Below are 16760 nucleotides of genomic sequence, written 5' to 3' on the forward strand. Positions count from 1 at the left end.
GATGATAACCGGCACCGATGCACACAACGGTTCGCTTCGCAGGGTTTCAAGTACCTGCCAGCCATCCATGCCGGGCATCATAATATCCAGCAGAATAAGGTCCGGATGCTCTTTTTTTGCCAGTTCGATCCCCTCTTTGCCGTCTGCAGCGGCAATCGCCACCGCCCCTTCTTTCTTTAATAAAAGGATTGTGGTAGTACGGATAAGCCGCTCATCATCGATCACCAGAATTTTTTTGTTTATCATGCACCCTCCTCGTTTGTATCTTCAACATTTGTAGTGTTTCGTTTATAGACAACTCTCACCATACACATCGTTCCTTTCGGATCGTTGTTTTTCATTTCAAAGGTTCCTCCAAGCAAACGGGTAAGTCCCTCTGTAACCGGCAATCCAAGACCGGCGCCACCATATTTTCGTGTTACCGATTGATCGGCCTGAAAAAAAACCTCGAATATATGATCTTTAATCTCCTCTGCAATGCCCGGCCCGGTGTCGGTAACGGTAAAAAGGACATGAATATCATTGGTGGCTGTGTGTTCATCCTGCTGCTGGATTTCAGCACTCACCCGTACTTCCCCGCTGTCGGTAAATTTGACGGCATTTGAAACAAGCTGCCGCAATACCATGGCGGTTTTAGAATTATCACCGGCAACAACAAGCGGCTTCTCAGGAATTTTGCAGAAAAAACGGAGCCCCTTTTCCCGTGCCTCGCCGGCAAAACGGGCGTCGATTGTTTTCAACATATCAACAACATCGAATTGCGTTTCATTAACTTTGAGTATACCGGCTTCCAGACCGGTAAGGGCAATAATATTATCGACTGTATCCATAAGCCGTCCCGCAGCCTTCCGCATGAGTATCAGTTCATCGCTGCCGTCACTTCCCACCGCAGAACCATATACCAATTCGGACAGCGACATTATGGCCGTAAGGGGGGTGCGCATTTCATGGGTGACCGAAGACATAATCCGCATTTTCATCTGCGCCGCCTTTTCGGCTTCATCGCGCGCCCGCACCGTTGCTTTTAAAAGGGCCTTTTCTTCGGTAATATCGGTAAACGTACCGACCAGACCGGCCACCTCTCCTTTTTCATTATAGAATGCTCCCTTGTAGAACTTCACATCCCGCAACTCTCCGTCGCCGCGCTTGACTTTCCACTCATACCGCTGTGATGTCCCCGAAGAAAAAAGCTCGTTGTCCTGCCGTGCATATTCTTCTGCAATCTCCGGTGGGGCCATATCCCAGACTGTTTTTCCATCCAGAAAATCCCGATCCTTACCGGTAAATTTTTCAAAGGCACGATTACATCCCATATATCGACCTTCACGGTCTTTGAAAAATACCGGAATGGGAATCGTATCCATAAGGATGGAGATAAAGGAATGCTGTTGCCGGATCTGCACTTCGCCGGCCATACGACGGAGCACGACCGCGGCCTGACGGCCGAGAGTTTCGAGCGCCTCGCGCTTTTCAGAGCCGAGAGTCTGGTCTCCCCGCATAATAAACGAAGCACTTCCATACACTTCACGCTGCCAGGAGATTCCCAGCGCATACAACCTGCCCAGGTCCAGACTTTTGGTAAGAGATGTACAAATATCGGGTGGAATCGCACCAAATGAAAGCTCGTAAATTCCGCCGGAAATCTCTGCAATTTCGCCCGAGCGAAGCGGCTCTAGTGATGTATCGTCAACCGGCATGGTCAAAGTCCGCGGGTCACCGAGGAGAGAGGCCAGCTTCTCAATATAACAGGGATGAACATAGTAATCACTTACGTTCAAAGTGCCGGCATCGGCGTCGTAGATACTGACAATAGAGAATGCATCCCCGATGATCGTTCCCGCCAATTCTGCAAATATCCTGTAAATATCACTGCTTCTGGTGGCTGCACCGAACCGGACCGCACTCGATGAAAGCACTAAAAGATCATTTTTGTACGATTCCTTGCGGGTTTCCAGATTTCTGATCATCGAAATGTCCTCAAGACTTCCCTCGAAAGTGGTTGTTTCCATTCCCATTTCGTCTATTCTTTTCGCCCGCCGCACATTTTCCCGGACTGATATTTCAGCACCGTCCCGCCGCTGAAGAGTCCGGGTAATACCATGCACCTGTTCATCTTTTAGAAACCGGCGGGATACTATCTCAGAAAAGATGCCGGGAACAAACAGTTTTTCCTTAATCATTTGCTCTGCCGATTCACAACCAAACATCGCAGCAAGCGCCCTGTTCACCCCCACCAGTTCACCGCCGGAAGAAGCCTGGTACAAACCAATGGGAACATTATCGTAAAGCGCCCGATATTTCCGGTCCTGCTGCGCAATATTCTGTGCCGCGGAAGAAACAACCAATTCATAGGTGAGTGCGATGATGAATACCAGAATCAGCGAACCGAAAAGACGGAGTTTGAAATTGACCGGATAGACATATTGCCACTCCCACAGGCGGGGGAGGAGGAGGATAAGGGCTACGCAAGCGAGAAAAATGACGGCAAGAACCATCCCTTCCCGGCGTTGCAGCAACAGCACCGCGGCGATGGGATATCCGAAAAGCCAGAGGTGCCCGGACCCCTCGGAGCCGCCGGTTATCAGGAGAAATAAAAAGAGCATGCCGACACATATCAAAAAAGCCCAGGTGCTGCACCAACGTGCACGTTGTTTAATCAGAAAGTATACACTGATACTTGTTGAAATAAAAGCCAAAGCATCAGCGATAGCCACCCCACACATGCCTTCATGGATCGCTTTGAAGCTAAAAATCGTCATATATATCATACCGATACCGTGAAGTGCAATGAGGGTGCGCATGCGGATATGATCGCCCAGAGCCTGAAACCGGCCGTTAAATACCGCCGATTGCTGTGTACCTTGCCCTTTGCCGGACCGATCAAACATCCATCCCTCCTTCGACTGAACCGTTCCCGAATTGTGCGGTAAAAGTGAACACAGTCCCCTCGCCGACAGTCGACTCCACGCCGATCGTTCCGCCCATAAGCTCGACCAGGAATTTGCATATGGCCAGTCCAAGTCCCGATCCGCCGTAGGTACGGGAAACCGACGCACTTTCCTGGGAAAACCGCTCGAATAACAGTGGTATCGCTTCTTCAGCAATGCCTGCTCCCGTATCTGACACCCTGAACCGAATCGTCATCGTATCATTTTCAGCAAAATCGAGTGCAGCATCCACCGTTATGGACCCCGAACCGGTAAATTTGAGTGCATTGCCGATAAGGTTACCGAATACCTGACCGAGCCTGTGGGGATCTCCTGTTACCGGCGAGGGTATCCGCGAATCGACCGTCATGCTCAATTCGATTCCTTTCTTTACAGCAGCATCCCGGTACATATCCAACCGCTTCCGTATGACTTCTGCAATATCAAAAGAAAGATGTTCCAGTTGCATCCGGCCCGCCTGAGCACGGGAGAAATCGAGCGTTTGATTGATGACGGAAGAAAGTGCATCGGCTGCTTCATGAATGAGATCGACATATTCTTTCTGTCCATCACCGAGTTCCATTTGACCGAGCCCTTCCACTATGGAAACAATAGTTGTAAGCGGGGATCGCAGTTCATGAGCTACATAGTCGGCAAATTCCGCCTTACTTTTCGCTGCCCGTTCGGCAGCTTCCTTAGCCTTTATAAGCTCACGATTGGCCTTGTCCCGCTCAAAGGCATTACCCAAAATATCAGCCGACATCCTCAGAAGCTGAAAATCACGATCGTGCCAGGCGCCGGTATCCTGTACATTATCGAAACCGATATATCCGCCCAGTTCACCCTGAATGTTGAATGGGAGCACCAGAAGGGATTTTATTCCCTGCGGCTCCAGAATCGCCTTCTCCGCCGAGGCTTCATCGGGAAGGTCCGCTACCGACGTGATATGAATATGCTCGCCTGCCCGAAGACGGGCCATCCACCAGGGAAACATGGAGGTTTCGAGCCCCTGGAGATTTTCCTTTTCGGGCATTACCCCTTCTGCACACCACTCATAGGCATTGTCCATTATGAGGCCGCCGTCTCGAAAAAGAAAGACATAGGCACGCCCGGCCTTGCTGATCTCTCCTGTGCGCCGAAGGCACATGCCGACAGCAGTGTAGATATCGTTGGATTTCACAAACCATGACATGAGCTGAAATGCAAGGTCCTGAAAGGCGATCTGCCGGGAATTGTTGGGATGATTTAATAAAGCCGGCTCCATTAACTCCTCACAAAGTTACAAAAATGTACAAAAAACGACACGATTCATATTATATACCATTTGCATTTGATTTACAATACCAAATCACCGGATTTCCGGTGTTTTCTTGTCACTAGACGACCGGATCGTGAAAAGCGAACGCACGCAGGAATGTATTTCTCCATACATACCGGGTCTAACGAACCTGCTTTTTCGGCTACTGCTCGCCGGCCTCCGGTTACTTCATCCATTATCCTCATCTCCTTTTCTCTCCAAAAATTCTGCCCACAAAAACAGTAATACTTCTACCCTTTTATCCCGGCCTGCATTATTTTACCGTAAAGCGTACAAGGTAACGGAGTGGTGCACGGTGAAATATTCATTTCCTTTTTTATTACTTGCTATTATCATACAGCTTACTTTTGCCGCACGGATCAGAGCATTCGGGATGATCGCGATTACCGAAGTACTCAAGGATCCGGTGGGCAACGAAGACACCATTCCCGGCGGCAAAAGCCACGAATGTATCGAATTCACCAACTTGGGCACCGATTCTTTTTCTCTGAACAGCCTTCTTCTTGCCGACGGCGACCAATGTGATTCGATCATATCCTTCGAAAAAGCCTCCGATATCTGTGGGGGGTGTATATATGATGCTTCCATGCTTGCTCCCGGACAAACAGCGGTGATCCTCGATCCTGACTACAGTGTATCACCTCTCGAAAGCCTCTTTGCATTCGATTCGGGAACAGTCATCCTTTCGGTCAACCACACATCACTGATCGGAAAAATCAGTTCCAATGACGGCTTTTTTCTTTACCGGGGCAATTCATCACGTATCGACACAATTATCGCTTCCTTTGCCGATTCAGGCACTGTGTTTGAACTGGAAAGTGACAAGATTTCCCACACCCCTCCACCGGGGATACAGGAAGGCTATTCCATTGTTCCTTCGGGGCTGCTGTTTTATCCGATTACCTATTCATCATCTCCCGAAAAAGTCAGCTTGGGCCGCTATGAATATGAAAAGAACGGCTGGATAGTGGAAAGTAAATTCGGCAGGGTCAACGACAGCCTTTCAACAGTGCAGTGCTCCCTTGCCTGTCTCAAATCCGGTTCGATAATCAGCCCCTCAGCCACCTGGTCGGTTCTTGCAACGCCGGGCACTTCCTCAGAAATAATCCACCCGGCGCCTTTTCCGGCTTCGCAAGGTATCAGCTATCTTTCCTGCACGCTACCACTTGACAGTGTGGCCTACCGGTTCCTTATTGACGATAACGGGAACAGACATTCGTTCCCTCTCGATCTCTCACCGGTCTGGACCCCTCTGCCGGCAATAAAAATAAGTGAGGTTTTTCCCAAAGCAACCACCATCCCCGAATGGTTTGAAATCACCAATGTGTCATCCATGCCGATCAATCTCAGAAACTGGCGATTCGGAAATTCGGAAGATACCGAGCTGCTGAGTTCATCGGATATCCTGCTCGAAAAAGGAACGCACCTGATTATTACCAAGGACATGAATGCCTTTACCGATGCCTTTCCGGCGATATCATCGGTGATTCAGCCCGGCCACTGGCATACGCTCAACAATTATGACGATACCCTGATGCTCTGGAACAATGAGGGAACGGTTATGGAAACCGCGTGTTATCATAATGAATGGTTCGACGCCTGGCAATACCAATCGCTCGAGAGGGTATCCTGTGACGATCCCGGATGTGCCGGAGATACCTGGGTTGTTGCCCGCCGGCCTACACCGGGCCAACCCAATGAGTCGTCAACCTGGAGAGACACCCGGAAAGCCTCACTTTCCATCGGGCCGATCCCCTTTACTCCCAACGATGACACCGATAACGATTCACTGATGATCCGTCTGGGATTACCGCCGGGCGCCCGCCTTACCCTCTCTATCTATGGGTTCGACGGGAAAAAACTCTACGATTTCGCCGTACCTCCACAAAAGAGCGTTACCTGGAACGGCAATAAAAACAACGGCCAACCGGCTCCGGCAGGTCCCTTTTTCCTTGTTGCCGAAATCGACCATGGCGGCACGACAACGCTTATCAGAAAAAAGGGGATTTTATGGAGATAAGAACAGACAGCTATTGAGAGCGCCGGCAATGAAACAATCTGTTGTGCACTATGCTTTTATTCTCCTGATCTGCCATGCTGCGCTTGGTGAAATGCGGGATCCCTTTCCCATGGGCTATTCCATGATCAATTTCGGGACCATAATCTGGGATAATGGTGTCGGCGGGCGACAGCCCTGGACACCGTCGTGCTTTTACAACGACACGCTCCGTTTCGGGGTGTCGGCTGCGGCGGCTTATTATTACGACCCCATGGATAATCTCAAAGAAACCTCGATCAACCAGATGATTTTCGGCGGATGGTCTCATTTTCCCTGGCTCACGGTCAAGACCTCCTTTGCCCATTTCAGCGCCCTGGACCTCTATTTCGAACAGACCGGCTACCTCTCCCTGGGTACCGACGCTCTCAAGTTTGCTCGTATCAGTTTTGAGCTGTACGCTTTTCATGCGGGAATCAGAGAAGAGCCGGATTCTGAAACAATGCTCTTTGCCGGAGAATCATTCTGGGTGCCCTGGAAATTTGTCAGCCTCTCATTTACCCGCAAGCATATCCGCCTCAAAGGCGCCTCTTCTGCGGGAATCGATCCGCCGACTACCTATCAGATCGGAATTCATACAAAATTCCAACGCTACGGAGCACAGGGTATTCTGGTTGAGTTTACCGATGAAAAAGACGACCGGTTCAGGATCTATTTTGGTGAAGAATACCGGTTTCACGAGAGTTTCGCCCTGGGCCTGGGCATTGCCACGAGTCCCTTTATGATCAGTGTAGGGGCGACAGTCAATATCTTTACCGCCAACGCCTTTGCATCTTTTGTAAACCACCCGGTGCTGGGATGGTCAAAAGGATTCGGCATGGAATGGAGCAGGTAAAACCGATACCCTGTATCCTATCCTCCTGAACCCCCAAGCCCCTGCATTAAATCCCCATAGTCAGCTATGGTATTCTTCCCTCGTGACTTCATGCGCTCGTGACTTCATGCGCTCGTTCATCTATCTTCTTCGATTCAACTTGGACAGCAGTCGCAGTATCTCCAGGTAGAGCCATATGAGGGTGACCAGGAGTCCGAAGGCGGCGTACCATTCCATGTATTTAGGTACCCCGGCGCCGGCGCCACGCTCGATGAAATCAAAATCGAGGACCAGGTTGAGCGCTGCGACAATCACGATAAAGAGACTGATCCCGATACCGAGTGGACCGGCATCGTGAATAAAGGGCATACGTATGCCGAAGAAACTTAAAAGGATTGTTGCCATATAGACAAGGCCAATACCCCCCGTAGCGGCGATAACGCCCAGCCTGAAGTTCTGAGTTACTTTGATAACCCCGGTTTTGTAGGCAAGAAGCAGGGTAAAAAGGGTCCCGAATGTAAGCATGACCGCATTGGTCACGATACCCGGATAGGCAGCTTCGTACATGGAAGAAATTCCTCCCAGAAACATGCCTTCACACACCGCATAGACCGGAGAGGTCACCGGAGCCCATTCCTTTTTGAATACAGTAACCAGCGCAGCGATCAAACCGCCGATTGCCCCGAAAATCAAAAGCCCCATCGACTGGCTCCCCCAGGTAAAGGCAGCCGAACCGATGGTAAAAAGCAAAAGCAACCCGGTTTTGTTGACTGTTCCCTGAATAGTCATCGTTGCACCCCCCGCAGCCGTGCGGGAACGGTCGGCAAAAGTTCCTTCCGAAAGAGCAGGATTTGCGGTTCGCATGATATTAGCCATAGTGAAATCTCCCTTTTTTATGTATTTGTCCCCCAAAATGGCCCATTTGAACGGGCCGGGGCAACTGGTAGTTGGACTATTGCTTTAGAAAAATAGATACTCAGCAATAAAATAAAAAAGGTACGTGTGCGGCAGGTATAAAAAAGACAAAAGCTAAGAGAAAGGAGAGGAACGCTACTGCGCCGCTAATCTTTGCTTCCTTTCCCCACAAGTATGGGGGGCGGGCGAAGCCCGGGGGGTTGGGCTATCAGGGAAAGCATTTTCAGAGCTGGGTATAAGGGCCGCCAAGGCCCTTCCAGAATCTTATACCCCTCTCTACCTATTCAACGTCCACTTCCCTTTCAGGAATACGCCCTCAAGCGCCATCCCCGTCCGGAGCGGAGCTTGCGGATTGCCCGTTCCTTGATTTGGCGGGCCCGTTCGCGGGTGAGATTGAATCGCTCGCCGATCTCCTCGAGTGTATGCGAGGCTTCATCACCGATTCCGAAATAGAGCTTTACAATCTTTTTCTCGCGCTCATCAAGACAGTTGAGCGTCCGCTCGATTTCATCATGCAGTGAACTATCCATGAATTCGAGGTCCGGACGTTCCTGGTGACGGTCGCGGACAATATCAAGAAGATTACCATCCTCTTCGCGATCAAAAGGCGCATCGAGGGATGCATGATTATCACCGATATTGAGGGCCTCGCGAATGTCCTTTTTCCGGATTTTCAGTTCCTCGGCAAGTTCATCGAGGTCGGGAAGGCGCTGGTGTTTCTGTTCGAGCTTTTTATAGGCCTTACCGATTTTATAAATCGTGGCCACTCGATTAAGGGGAAGTTTGACAATCCGGGATTGTTCGGCAAGCGCCTGAAGGATCGCCTGACGGACCCACCAGACCGCATAGGAGATAAACTTGAAATTCTTGGTCTCATCAAAGCGCTTAACCGCACGGATCAAACCAAGATTACCCTCATTGATAAGATCTTCGAGGGGCAATCCCTGGTGTTCGTAGTTGCGGGCAACGCTCACCACAAACCGTAAATTTGAAAGAACCATTTTCTGCAGAGCTTTGCGGTCACCATTACGAGTCCGCTTGGAAAGCTCAATCTCCTCCTCCTGGCTCAGGGGTTTGCACTTCCCTATTTCACGAAGGTACAGACCAAGAGAATTTTCATTGGCGAAAAGATTCAAATATTCCATAACGTACCAGCCTCCTGTATATACGACAATCCTCCCTTCCAAATATAAGGAAATTTTTCTGAAAATTCATATTTAAATTATTTAAATTGTTTTTTGGAACAAGTTGCATGTTTCAAAACGAAACAAATCGCTTAATATCCTCAAAAATGGAGAGTTATAACAGAGAAAGTGAGGAAGGCGGGGGCATGGAAAAGTTACAATTGTATTTCAAAAGAACTGCCGACTGCAAAACAATCGAGAGGAGCATTTTCTTTTTGGGCGATTTTACGAGCCTGAGTAACCATTTCATCGATCTCATCGTCGGACCGATTGCGGTTATGGTGAAACATGCCGAATCGTTTAACGCCGGCTTTTACGGCCAGCCTGGTCGCTTCGACATAGTGTGAATGACCGAACTCCTTATAGAGTTTGTACTCTTTTTTGGTGAATTCGGCATCATGAATCAGCAGGTCGGCCCCCTGTGAGAATTCGGCGTAATCATCAAACGTACGTCCTTGTTCATGGGTAAAGCTGAGTTCGTTATCGGTAAGAAAAACAAACGACTTCCCCTGTTCTTCGATGCGGAACCCCACACCGAAATTGGGATGGCTTAAGGGGATCGGGGTTATTTTCATCTCCCCTACCGAAAAGGAGCGGGAGTTGATTGTCCCGAATTTCACCCGGGCTCCGAATACTTCAAACCCCACCGGAAAATAGGGCGGGCTCATGAAACCCCGGAGAATTTCTTTGTACGACGATCCTTCGAAGGAACAGCCACGAATGGTGATATCGATCCCTTTCATGTAGAGGGGAGTAAAAAAGGGAAAACCGAAAATATGGTCCCAGTGAGCATGAGTAAAAATCATGTCGATTTTGCGGGGCTTTTCCCGGGCCAGTTTGTTGCCCAGTCCGCGGATTCCAGTGCCGGCATCGATAATGACAATATCTCCCCTGCTCGACCGCACTTCCATACAGGAGGTATCACCACCGTATTTCAGATATTGGGCCCCACTTGCCGATAAGGAACCACGGGAACCCCAACACCGTATATACATTTATATACAAACTCCTATGCCCTGTATTAAACAGACGCCATATTTTGCTCTATAACAACAGATTACATATTATATCAATATTATTGGCAATTTGCGAGGAAAAAAATTTTTCAACTCCCCTCGAAAATATGTGTGGCACACCGATAAGAAGGATTCAAAGAAGAATTTTTATTATCTTATAAGGAGAATTATCGCTGATCGTATAAATTTGGTGTGTTCCTATATTATTTTTAGCATGAAACAATGAGGAGAGGTGCCTGAGCTGGCTGAAAGGGGCGGTCTCGAAAACCGTTGTGGTCGCAAGGCCACCCAGGGTTCGAATCCCTGCCTCTCCGTTTTTTTTAATTTTAAATCTCAAAATACAAATCTCAAATAAGAGCGGCGGGATGAGGATTGGTGATTTAATATTTCAGGAGAGGTGACCGAGTTGGTCGAAGGTGCACGCCTGGAAAGCGTGTGTGCCCGCGTGGTACCCTGGGTTCGAATCCCAGCCTCTCCGTTTTTTTCCTTTGCTCAATAATTATTTTTAAAATTGTTATATTAGATGTAAGAATTTTTGCAATTTGATGTTTGACATTTAAATTCGAGGCCAGGCCCTGCGCAACCAAGGACTGTGAACCCCGCCAGGTCCGGAAGGAAGCAACGGTAAGCAGACACCCGGTGTGCCGCAGGTTAACTTGGCCTCATTATAAAAACCAACTGGAGGAGTGGAGTGATGGAGTATTGGATTAATGAACAAGGCCCGACAAGGAATCTGTTCATTATTCAGTACCACCACCACGCCATTACTCCTCCACTCCAACCCCCCAGATCTTTACTATGAGCTACCTCGTACTGGCACGAAAATGGCGTCCCTTGAACTTTGGTGATGTTGTTGGGCAAGAGCATATTACCAACACATTAAAGAAAGCCATTGAAAAAAACAGGGTTGCCCATGCCTATGTTTTTACGGGTACCAGGGGAGTTGGGAAAACGACTACCGCGCGGATTCTTGCCCGGGCGCTCAATTGTGAGAAGGGGCCGACCCCTGATCCCTGCGGCGAATGTGATGCCTGCAAAAATATTATCTCAGGTTCCAGTTTCGATGTTCTTGAAATTGACGGTGCTTCCAACAACAAGGTCGATGATATCCGGGACCTTCGTGAGAATGTCGGGTACTCATCGATGGGTGGCAAGTTCCGGGTTTTTGTTATCGATGAAGTCCACATGTTGACCCGTCAGGCATTCAACGCTCTTTTAAAGACATTGGAAGAGCCGCCGAAAAATGTCATTTTCATCTTCGCCACCACCGAACCTCATAAAATCCCCGAAACGATTCTTTCACGATGTCAGCGATATGATTTCCGGCGGATATCGACCGAACAGATTCTTGGGCGGCTTGAACATATCTGCACCAGCGAAAATATCACCTTTGATTCAAAAGCGCTGGCGATCGTTGCCCGGAAAGCAGAAGGGTCCATGCGGGATGGTCTCAGTCTTTTGGACCAGGTCTATTCGTTCTGTCAGGATTCACTCAGCGAAAAAGAGGTACGCTCGGTTTTAGGCCTGGTGGACACCGAAATTTATTCATCGATTATCCATGCGATTGCCGAGAAAAATCCTGTCCCGGTCCTGGCAGCGGTCCAGAATATCCTCGATCAGGGATTCGACCTCCATGAGTTTATCCTGGGTCTCGAAGAACACCTCCGGAATCTTCTCTTTTCCCGGTTTCCCGAAATGTACGCAAGCCGCCGGATCGATATGCCGGTCGATTCGGATGATTCGACCGACAGATGGAGCGAACAGACCAAACTTTTTTCCGAAGCCGATCTGCTCCGGATGAGTGAAATCGTGCGTAAGACCGAATACGAACTCAAATGGAGCGCATTCCCCCGGTTTCTGGTGGAGATTGCATTGCTCAAGCTGGTGAACATGGACACCAGTATTTCGATGGAAGAACTTCTGAGCGCATTCAAAGGTGCGGGAGGCGACAACAACGGACTATCACTGAACATTCCAGGGTCACCGCCTGAAAAAGTGGCGCAAAAAAAAAAAGCTGAATCCCCGGTAATTTCTCCTCCCCCCGAACTGTCGACTGAACCTTCATCTCAACAACAACCTACAACTCCGCAAAGCATATCATCAATACCACCGCAGGAAACCACCGAAGAATTTGCGGCCGAGGAAAGCACGCCGGGAGCGATTGCCGATCTTGAAGAAGCATGGCCACAATTTCTGAATTGTCTTATCCAAGACCGCCCGAGTCTGGGATCATTCCTCTCCTTTGCATCAATAACTTCGGCGTCAGGATCATCGGTGGGTCTCAAGTTCCCCCCCGAGTACACCTTTCAATTCAGCGAGGTGACCGCAAAAGAACGGCGCGAGGAGATCGTCAAAAAACTGAAGACCTTTGCAGGCAGGCATATCGATCTGCACATTACAATAGAAACCGAAAGCAACAATAACAATAATAGCGAAAAGAAGGCGAATTATCATCGGAACCTTGCAGCAACATCACCGAGTCTTGATGATGAAATGGAGCAGGAACCGATTATCAAAACCATTATCGAACTGTTTGATGGTGAAGTACTATCATAAGGAGGTATATCTATGGCAAAGAATATGTCGAAGCTCTTAAAGCAGGCACAGAAAATGCAGAATCAGATGATGAAGGCTCAGGAAGAATTGAGCCAGAAGCAGGTTGAAGGCACTGCCGGCGGCGGCATGGTTAAAGTCGTTATGAACGGTTCCAACGAGCTTATCTCACTCAGCCTCAATAAAGAAGTGGTGGATCCCGATGATGTAGAAATGCTCGAGGATCTCATCGTTGCAGCCTACAACAATGCTCAGGAGCAGGTTAAAGAGATGTCTCAGAGTGCACTGGGAAGTTTAGGTGGTGGTATGAATATACCGGGAATGGGATAAGGCATTAATGGTTGAAGCCCTCGAAAAGCTGGTCGAATCCCTGAGCCGTATGCCCACAATCGGCAAAAAAAGCGCATGGCGTCTGGCGCTCTATTGTATGGAACGCCCCCGCGAAGAAGTGGATTCGCTGGCGGAAAACCTGAAAAAGATCAAAACCTCGATAACCATCTGCAAAGAGTGTTTCAATTACAGCGAAAGCGAGGTGTGCCCGATCTGTTCGTCACACTCCCGGGACACATCGATTTTATGCGTTGTGGAAAAGCCCATGGATGTGTTTACCTTTGAAAACGGGGGCCGTTACCGGGGCTTATACCATGTTCTTGGTGGGGTTCTCTCGCCTATCAACGGCATTACCGCCGACAAGCTGCATATCAAAGAATTGCTTACCCGGGTGGAGACCCGTAAACCCCGTGAAATAATACTGGGATTGGGTGCGGGTTCGGATGCCGAAACCACGAGCCTCTATCTGGGCCGGTTGTTGTCCAAATACCCGGTCAGGATCACCCGCCTTGCACGGGGCCTTCCGGCGGGCCTGGAACTCGAATATGTCGACCAGCTGACTCTTACGCAGGCACTCAATGAACGTACGAATATAACCTATGGAGACGAATCGGAATGAAAACACCCATCTCGCAGTGGATCTGGAAATTCTTTTCCTCGCTCTTTTTTTTCGGCTACTTTCCTATCGCACCGGGAACCGTAGGTTCGGCTGTTACCGTTGCCGTTGTCTGGATCATTAAAATCAAAGCTCCCCACCTTCTTGCATTTTCCCTGGTCAAGTATCACTGGGCCGTACTCTTTGCCGTCTCCGGACTTGTTATCTATCTCTGCCAACGGGGAAAGGAGGCTTTTAATGCCGACGATCCCAAACAGGTTGTGGTGGATGAATTTGCAGGACAGCTGATTACCTTTTTCATGGTCCCGATTACCTGGCGGACATGTCTTCTTGGTTTTCTGCTTTTCAGATTCTTTGATATTATCAAACCCTATCCGGTCTTCAAGCTTGAAGAAATCGAAGGCGGTGTCGGTATTGCCATGGATGATATCGTTGCAGGCGTTTATGCCAACTTTTCGTTGATCGGCATACTCTGGATTTATCACTCGGTACTCCAGCTTCTTCACGCGTAATGGGACAGCAAAACCGCAAGGTATCCAGCACCCCGGTAGTCCATCACCTCAATTCTTTTGAGACAGCCATGAACAACTTGCTTACCGCGCCCCTCTCACTTGTCCGGAAACTGCAGGAAAAATCGTGGCATCTTGCGGTTGCGGAATCCTGTACCGGCGGGATGATTGGTGCGGCAGTAACCGCCCAGCCGGGCTCATCGGCATATTTCACCGGTGGTATCATCTCCTACAGCAATGAAATCAAGGAATCACTTCTCGATGTTCCCCATCATATTCTCGAGCGCCACGGTGCGGTCAGCAGGGAGACCGCCGAAGCCATGGCTCGGGGAGTAAAAAAAAGGATCCCCGCCCACTGCTCCATTGCAGTCACCGGTATCGCAGGCCCCAGCGGCGGAACCCCCGGAAAACCCGTTGGCCTGGTTTACATCGCTGTTTCGGTCAATGAACGAACAGAAGTATTCAAATACCACTTTGAAGGCGACCGTGCCTCGGTCCGGCAACGGACTGTCGAGGTTGCATTTGAGAAGCTTGAAAAGATGATCGACGGATGAGGGAGAGGCAGAGGAGAAGATTATGAGCGATTGGAGACACCGATTTGAGAAGTTGAGAAAAAAGAATTGACTTTCGACTTTCGATTTTCGACCTTCACCTTTCGGCCCTTTCCTCCCCATACACCGTCGGATCCTCAACCCCGGCGTCTTCGAATCCTTTTTTCCGGATGAGGCAGCTGTCACAGGCTCCGCAGGCATGACCTTCAGGAGAAGGATCGTAGCAACTGTGAGTCGGAGAGTAATCGACACCCAGAGCAATCCCCTTTTTGATTATCTCCGCTTTTGTCAAATTGATCAGGGGAGTATGAATGGTAAATTTATCTCCCTCGACTCCGGCTCTGGTCCCCAGATTTGCCATTTTTTTGTAAGCCTCGATATACTCCAGACGGCAATCGGGATATCCCGAATAATCGACAGCGTTGACACCGATGAAAATATCCCGGCAAGCGAGTACTTCGGCCCAGGCAAGGGCAAAGGAAAGAAAAATCGTATTCCGGGCAGGAACATAGGTGTCGGGAATCTCCTCGCCGGTATCGGAAACATCCCTGTTTTTCGGAACGGCGGTATCCGAAGTCAAGGCACTTCCCCCGAAACTTCGCAGGTTAATATCCACAATGGAATGTTTCACTACCGATAATGAATCCGCTACCCGGCGGGCACTTTCGAGCTCGATGTCGTGACGCTGTCCATACCGGAAACTCATGGCATAGAGTTCGTATCCCCCGGCTCGAGCAATCGCGCCGCAGGTTGCCGAATCCAGACCGCCGCTCAGTAAAATTACCGCTTTTTTCACAGTATATCCCCTATAACTTTATGAAGCTGTATTCCCAGCCGCACATCGAGACTGGAATCAAGAATCCAGTGAGCAAGGTCTTTTGCCTGAAGGCTGCTTGCTACAGGAGAAAATACTATTTCGCATTTTCCCAGCAGATGATGTGTATGGATAAAACGGGCAGCCCAGTCAAAATCGCTTTTATCGACCATAACAAATTTGCACTGATCGGTGGTGACAAGATGTGCCAGGTTATCATACTGAAATTTTTGACTCATCCCGCTGGAGGGGCACTTGATATCCATAATCCGGATGCATCCTTCAGGAAGACGGGAGATATCCAGTGTGCCGTTTGTTTCGATCAGCACGGTATACCCTTTGTGCAAAAAAGCACTGCACAGAGCAGGGGTTTCATCCTGGATGAGCGGTTCCCCGCCGGTAATTTCAACCAGGGTGGTTTTCTGTTTTTGAATTTCCTTAACAATGGTATCGACAGCCATGGTAGTTCCGTGGTCCCACGAATAGGAGGTATCACAGTAACTGCACCGGAGATTACATCCTGCAAGACGAACAAAGGAGCAGATCTTTCCTGCAAAGGTCGACTCCCCCTGGATACTCTTGAATAGTTCACAGACATTCAGCATAGGAAAACATTCACTTATTCGTAGTAGATCGCCGAACTTCCTGGAGATTCGATGACTTCGACGCGGGAGACTTTGCGTGCCCCCTCGTTGATTGATTCGGACAACTTCTCGTAAATATACCGTGCAATATTCTCCGATGAAGGATTCAACTCGACCCGGTTAAATACCTTGTTCAAATCGGTATGATCGAGTTCATCGACAATAGCAGCCAGATTCGTACGCAGCTTACGGAAATCGATACCAATTCCGATCTCATCCAGTTTTTCGCAGGCCACCGTCGCCCGTACAATCCAGTTATGCCCATGAGGATTTTCGCAGGGCCCGCCGTAATTATACAGATGATGGGCGGCCGAAAATGAGCTTTCGGTAGTTATTTCATACATGTATTTTTTATTCCTTTCTCTGTTTTATTTGCTTTATCTCTGCAATTATTGTTATCATTCTCTATAATATAGTATTATCCAGTACGGTTCCCGGCATGCGTATCACCTCTTTGTGTATACCATTTTCGGCTTACATTACTTATTTTTGAAAACTGTATACAGCACTCTT

General features: G+C 49.0%; 16 protein-coding genes, 2 tRNA genes and 1 other RNA gene. 10 read left to right on the forward strand and 9 right to left on the reverse strand.

Going from position 1 to position 16760, the window contains the following annotated elements; translation table 11 throughout:
* From GF401_00705 to GF401_00715, 3 genes are all read right to left on the reverse strand, one after another.
* The coding region (locus GF401_00705) for a response regulator (GenBank protein MBD3343564.1) at positions 1-246 on the reverse strand (246 nt) is incomplete at its 3' end.
* The gene (locus tag GF401_00710; protein ID MBD3343565.1) at positions 243-2888 is read right to left on the reverse strand and encodes a PAS domain S-box protein; all 2646 of its coding nucleotides are present in this window, start codon (positions 2886-2888) and stop codon (positions 243-245) included. The genes GF401_00705 and GF401_00710, both read right to left, overlap by 4 nt.
* Positions 2881-4191: a GAF domain-containing protein gene (locus GF401_00715; GenBank protein ID MBD3343566.1), complete on the reverse strand. Its 1311-nt coding sequence runs from the start codon at positions 4189-4191 to the stop codon at positions 2881-2883. The genes GF401_00710 and GF401_00715 overlap by 8 nt, the downstream gene beginning before the upstream one ends.
* A gap of 349 nt (positions 4192-4540) precedes the next feature.
* Here GF401_00715 and GF401_00720 point away from each other — a divergent pair, with 349 nt between their 5' ends.
* Both GF401_00720 and GF401_00725 read left to right on the forward strand, forming a co-directional pair.
* Positions 4541-6265 carry a hypothetical protein gene (locus GF401_00720; GenBank protein MBD3343567.1) on the forward strand — a complete coding sequence of 575 codons (1725 nt, stop codon included), beginning with the start codon at positions 4541-4543 and terminating at the stop codon, positions 6263-6265.
* A gap of 28 nt (positions 6266-6293) precedes the next feature.
* Positions 6294-7136 carry a hypothetical protein gene (locus GF401_00725; protein MBD3343568.1) on the forward strand — a complete coding sequence of 281 codons (843 nt, stop codon included), beginning with the start codon at positions 6294-6296 and terminating at the stop codon, positions 7134-7136.
* 120 nt (positions 7137-7256) lie between these two features.
* Here GF401_00725 and GF401_00730 read toward each other — a convergent pair whose 3' ends face one another.
* From GF401_00730 to GF401_00740, 3 genes are all read right to left on the reverse strand, one after another.
* Positions 7257-7979, reverse strand: a complete 723-nt coding sequence (locus GF401_00730; GenBank protein MBD3343569.1) for a hypothetical protein — start codon at positions 7977-7979, stop codon at positions 7257-7259.
* 353 nt (positions 7980-8332) lie between these two features.
* Positions 8333-9175, reverse strand: a complete 843-nt coding sequence (locus GF401_00735) for a sigma-70 family RNA polymerase sigma factor (GenBank protein MBD3343570.1) — start codon at positions 9173-9175, stop codon at positions 8333-8335.
* A gap of 194 nt (positions 9176-9369) precedes the next feature.
* Positions 9370-10209 (reverse strand): MBL fold metallo-hydrolase, encoded by an 840-nt coding sequence (locus GF401_00740; protein ID MBD3343571.1) that lies wholly within the window; start codon positions 10207-10209, stop codon positions 9370-9372.
* A gap of 247 nt (positions 10210-10456) precedes the next feature.
* Between GF401_00740 and GF401_00745 the strand changes: the two genes are divergently transcribed.
* The 8 genes from GF401_00745 to GF401_00780 all read left to right on the forward strand — a co-directional run bounded on the left by GF401_00745 (position 10457) and on the right by GF401_00780 (position 14792).
* Positions 10457-10544, forward strand: a tRNA-Ser gene (locus tag GF401_00745).
* A 77-nt stretch (positions 10545-10621) separates the two neighbouring features.
* Positions 10622-10708, forward strand: a tRNA-Ser gene (locus tag GF401_00750).
* Between the two features lie 88 nt (positions 10709-10796).
* An RNA gene (ffs, locus tag GF401_00755) (signal recognition particle sRNA small type) lies at positions 10797-10895 on the forward strand.
* 133 nt (positions 10896-11028) lie between these two features.
* On the forward strand, positions 11029-12786 hold the full coding sequence (gene dnaX, locus GF401_00760; GenBank protein ID MBD3343572.1) for a DNA polymerase III subunit gamma/tau: 1758 nt from the start codon (positions 11029-11031) through the stop codon (positions 12784-12786).
* Between the two features lie 12 nt (positions 12787-12798).
* The gene (locus tag GF401_00765; GenBank protein ID MBD3343573.1) at positions 12799-13113 is read left to right on the forward strand and encodes a YbaB/EbfC family nucleoid-associated protein; all 315 of its coding nucleotides are present in this window, start codon (positions 12799-12801) and stop codon (positions 13111-13113) included.
* 7 nt (positions 13114-13120) lie between these two features.
* Positions 13121-13732 carry a recombination protein RecR gene (gene recR, locus GF401_00770; GenBank protein MBD3343574.1) on the forward strand — a complete coding sequence of 204 codons (612 nt, stop codon included), beginning with the start codon at positions 13121-13123 and terminating at the stop codon, positions 13730-13732.
* Entirely contained in the window at positions 13729-14241 is a 513-nt protein-coding gene (locus tag GF401_00775) for a phosphatidylglycerophosphatase A (protein MBD3343575.1), read from the forward strand. The genes recR and GF401_00775 overlap by 4 nt, the downstream gene beginning before the upstream one ends.
* Positions 14242-14309: 68 nt before the next feature.
* On the forward strand, positions 14310-14792 hold the full coding sequence (locus GF401_00780) for a nicotinamide-nucleotide amidohydrolase family protein (GenBank protein ID MBD3343576.1): 483 nt from the start codon (positions 14310-14312) through the stop codon (positions 14790-14792).
* Positions 14793-14886: 94 nt separating this feature from the next.
* On the opposite strand, the gene queC is transcribed toward GF401_00780, so the two are convergent.
* From queC to queD, 3 genes are read right to left on the reverse strand one after another with little or no spacing between them, the layout of a single operon-like run.
* Positions 14887-15585 (reverse strand): 7-cyano-7-deazaguanine synthase QueC, encoded by a 699-nt coding sequence (gene queC, locus GF401_00785; protein ID MBD3343577.1) that lies wholly within the window; start codon positions 15583-15585, stop codon positions 14887-14889.
* The gene (locus GF401_00790; protein MBD3343578.1) at positions 15582-16208 is read right to left on the reverse strand and encodes a radical SAM protein; all 627 of its coding nucleotides are present in this window, start codon (positions 16206-16208) and stop codon (positions 15582-15584) included. The genes queC and GF401_00790 overlap by 4 nt, the downstream gene beginning before the upstream one ends.
* Positions 16209-16222: 14 nt before the next feature.
* Positions 16223-16591: a 6-carboxytetrahydropterin synthase QueD gene (gene queD, locus GF401_00795; protein ID MBD3343579.1), complete on the reverse strand. Its 369-nt coding sequence runs from the start codon at positions 16589-16591 to the stop codon at positions 16223-16225.
* Positions 16592-16760: the final 169 nt, after the last annotated feature.

This window comes from Chitinivibrionales bacterium (genome assembly GCA_014728215.1).
In the GTDB taxonomy this organism is placed as follows: Bacteria; Fibrobacterota; Chitinivibrionia; order Chitinivibrionales; family WJKA01; genus WJKA01.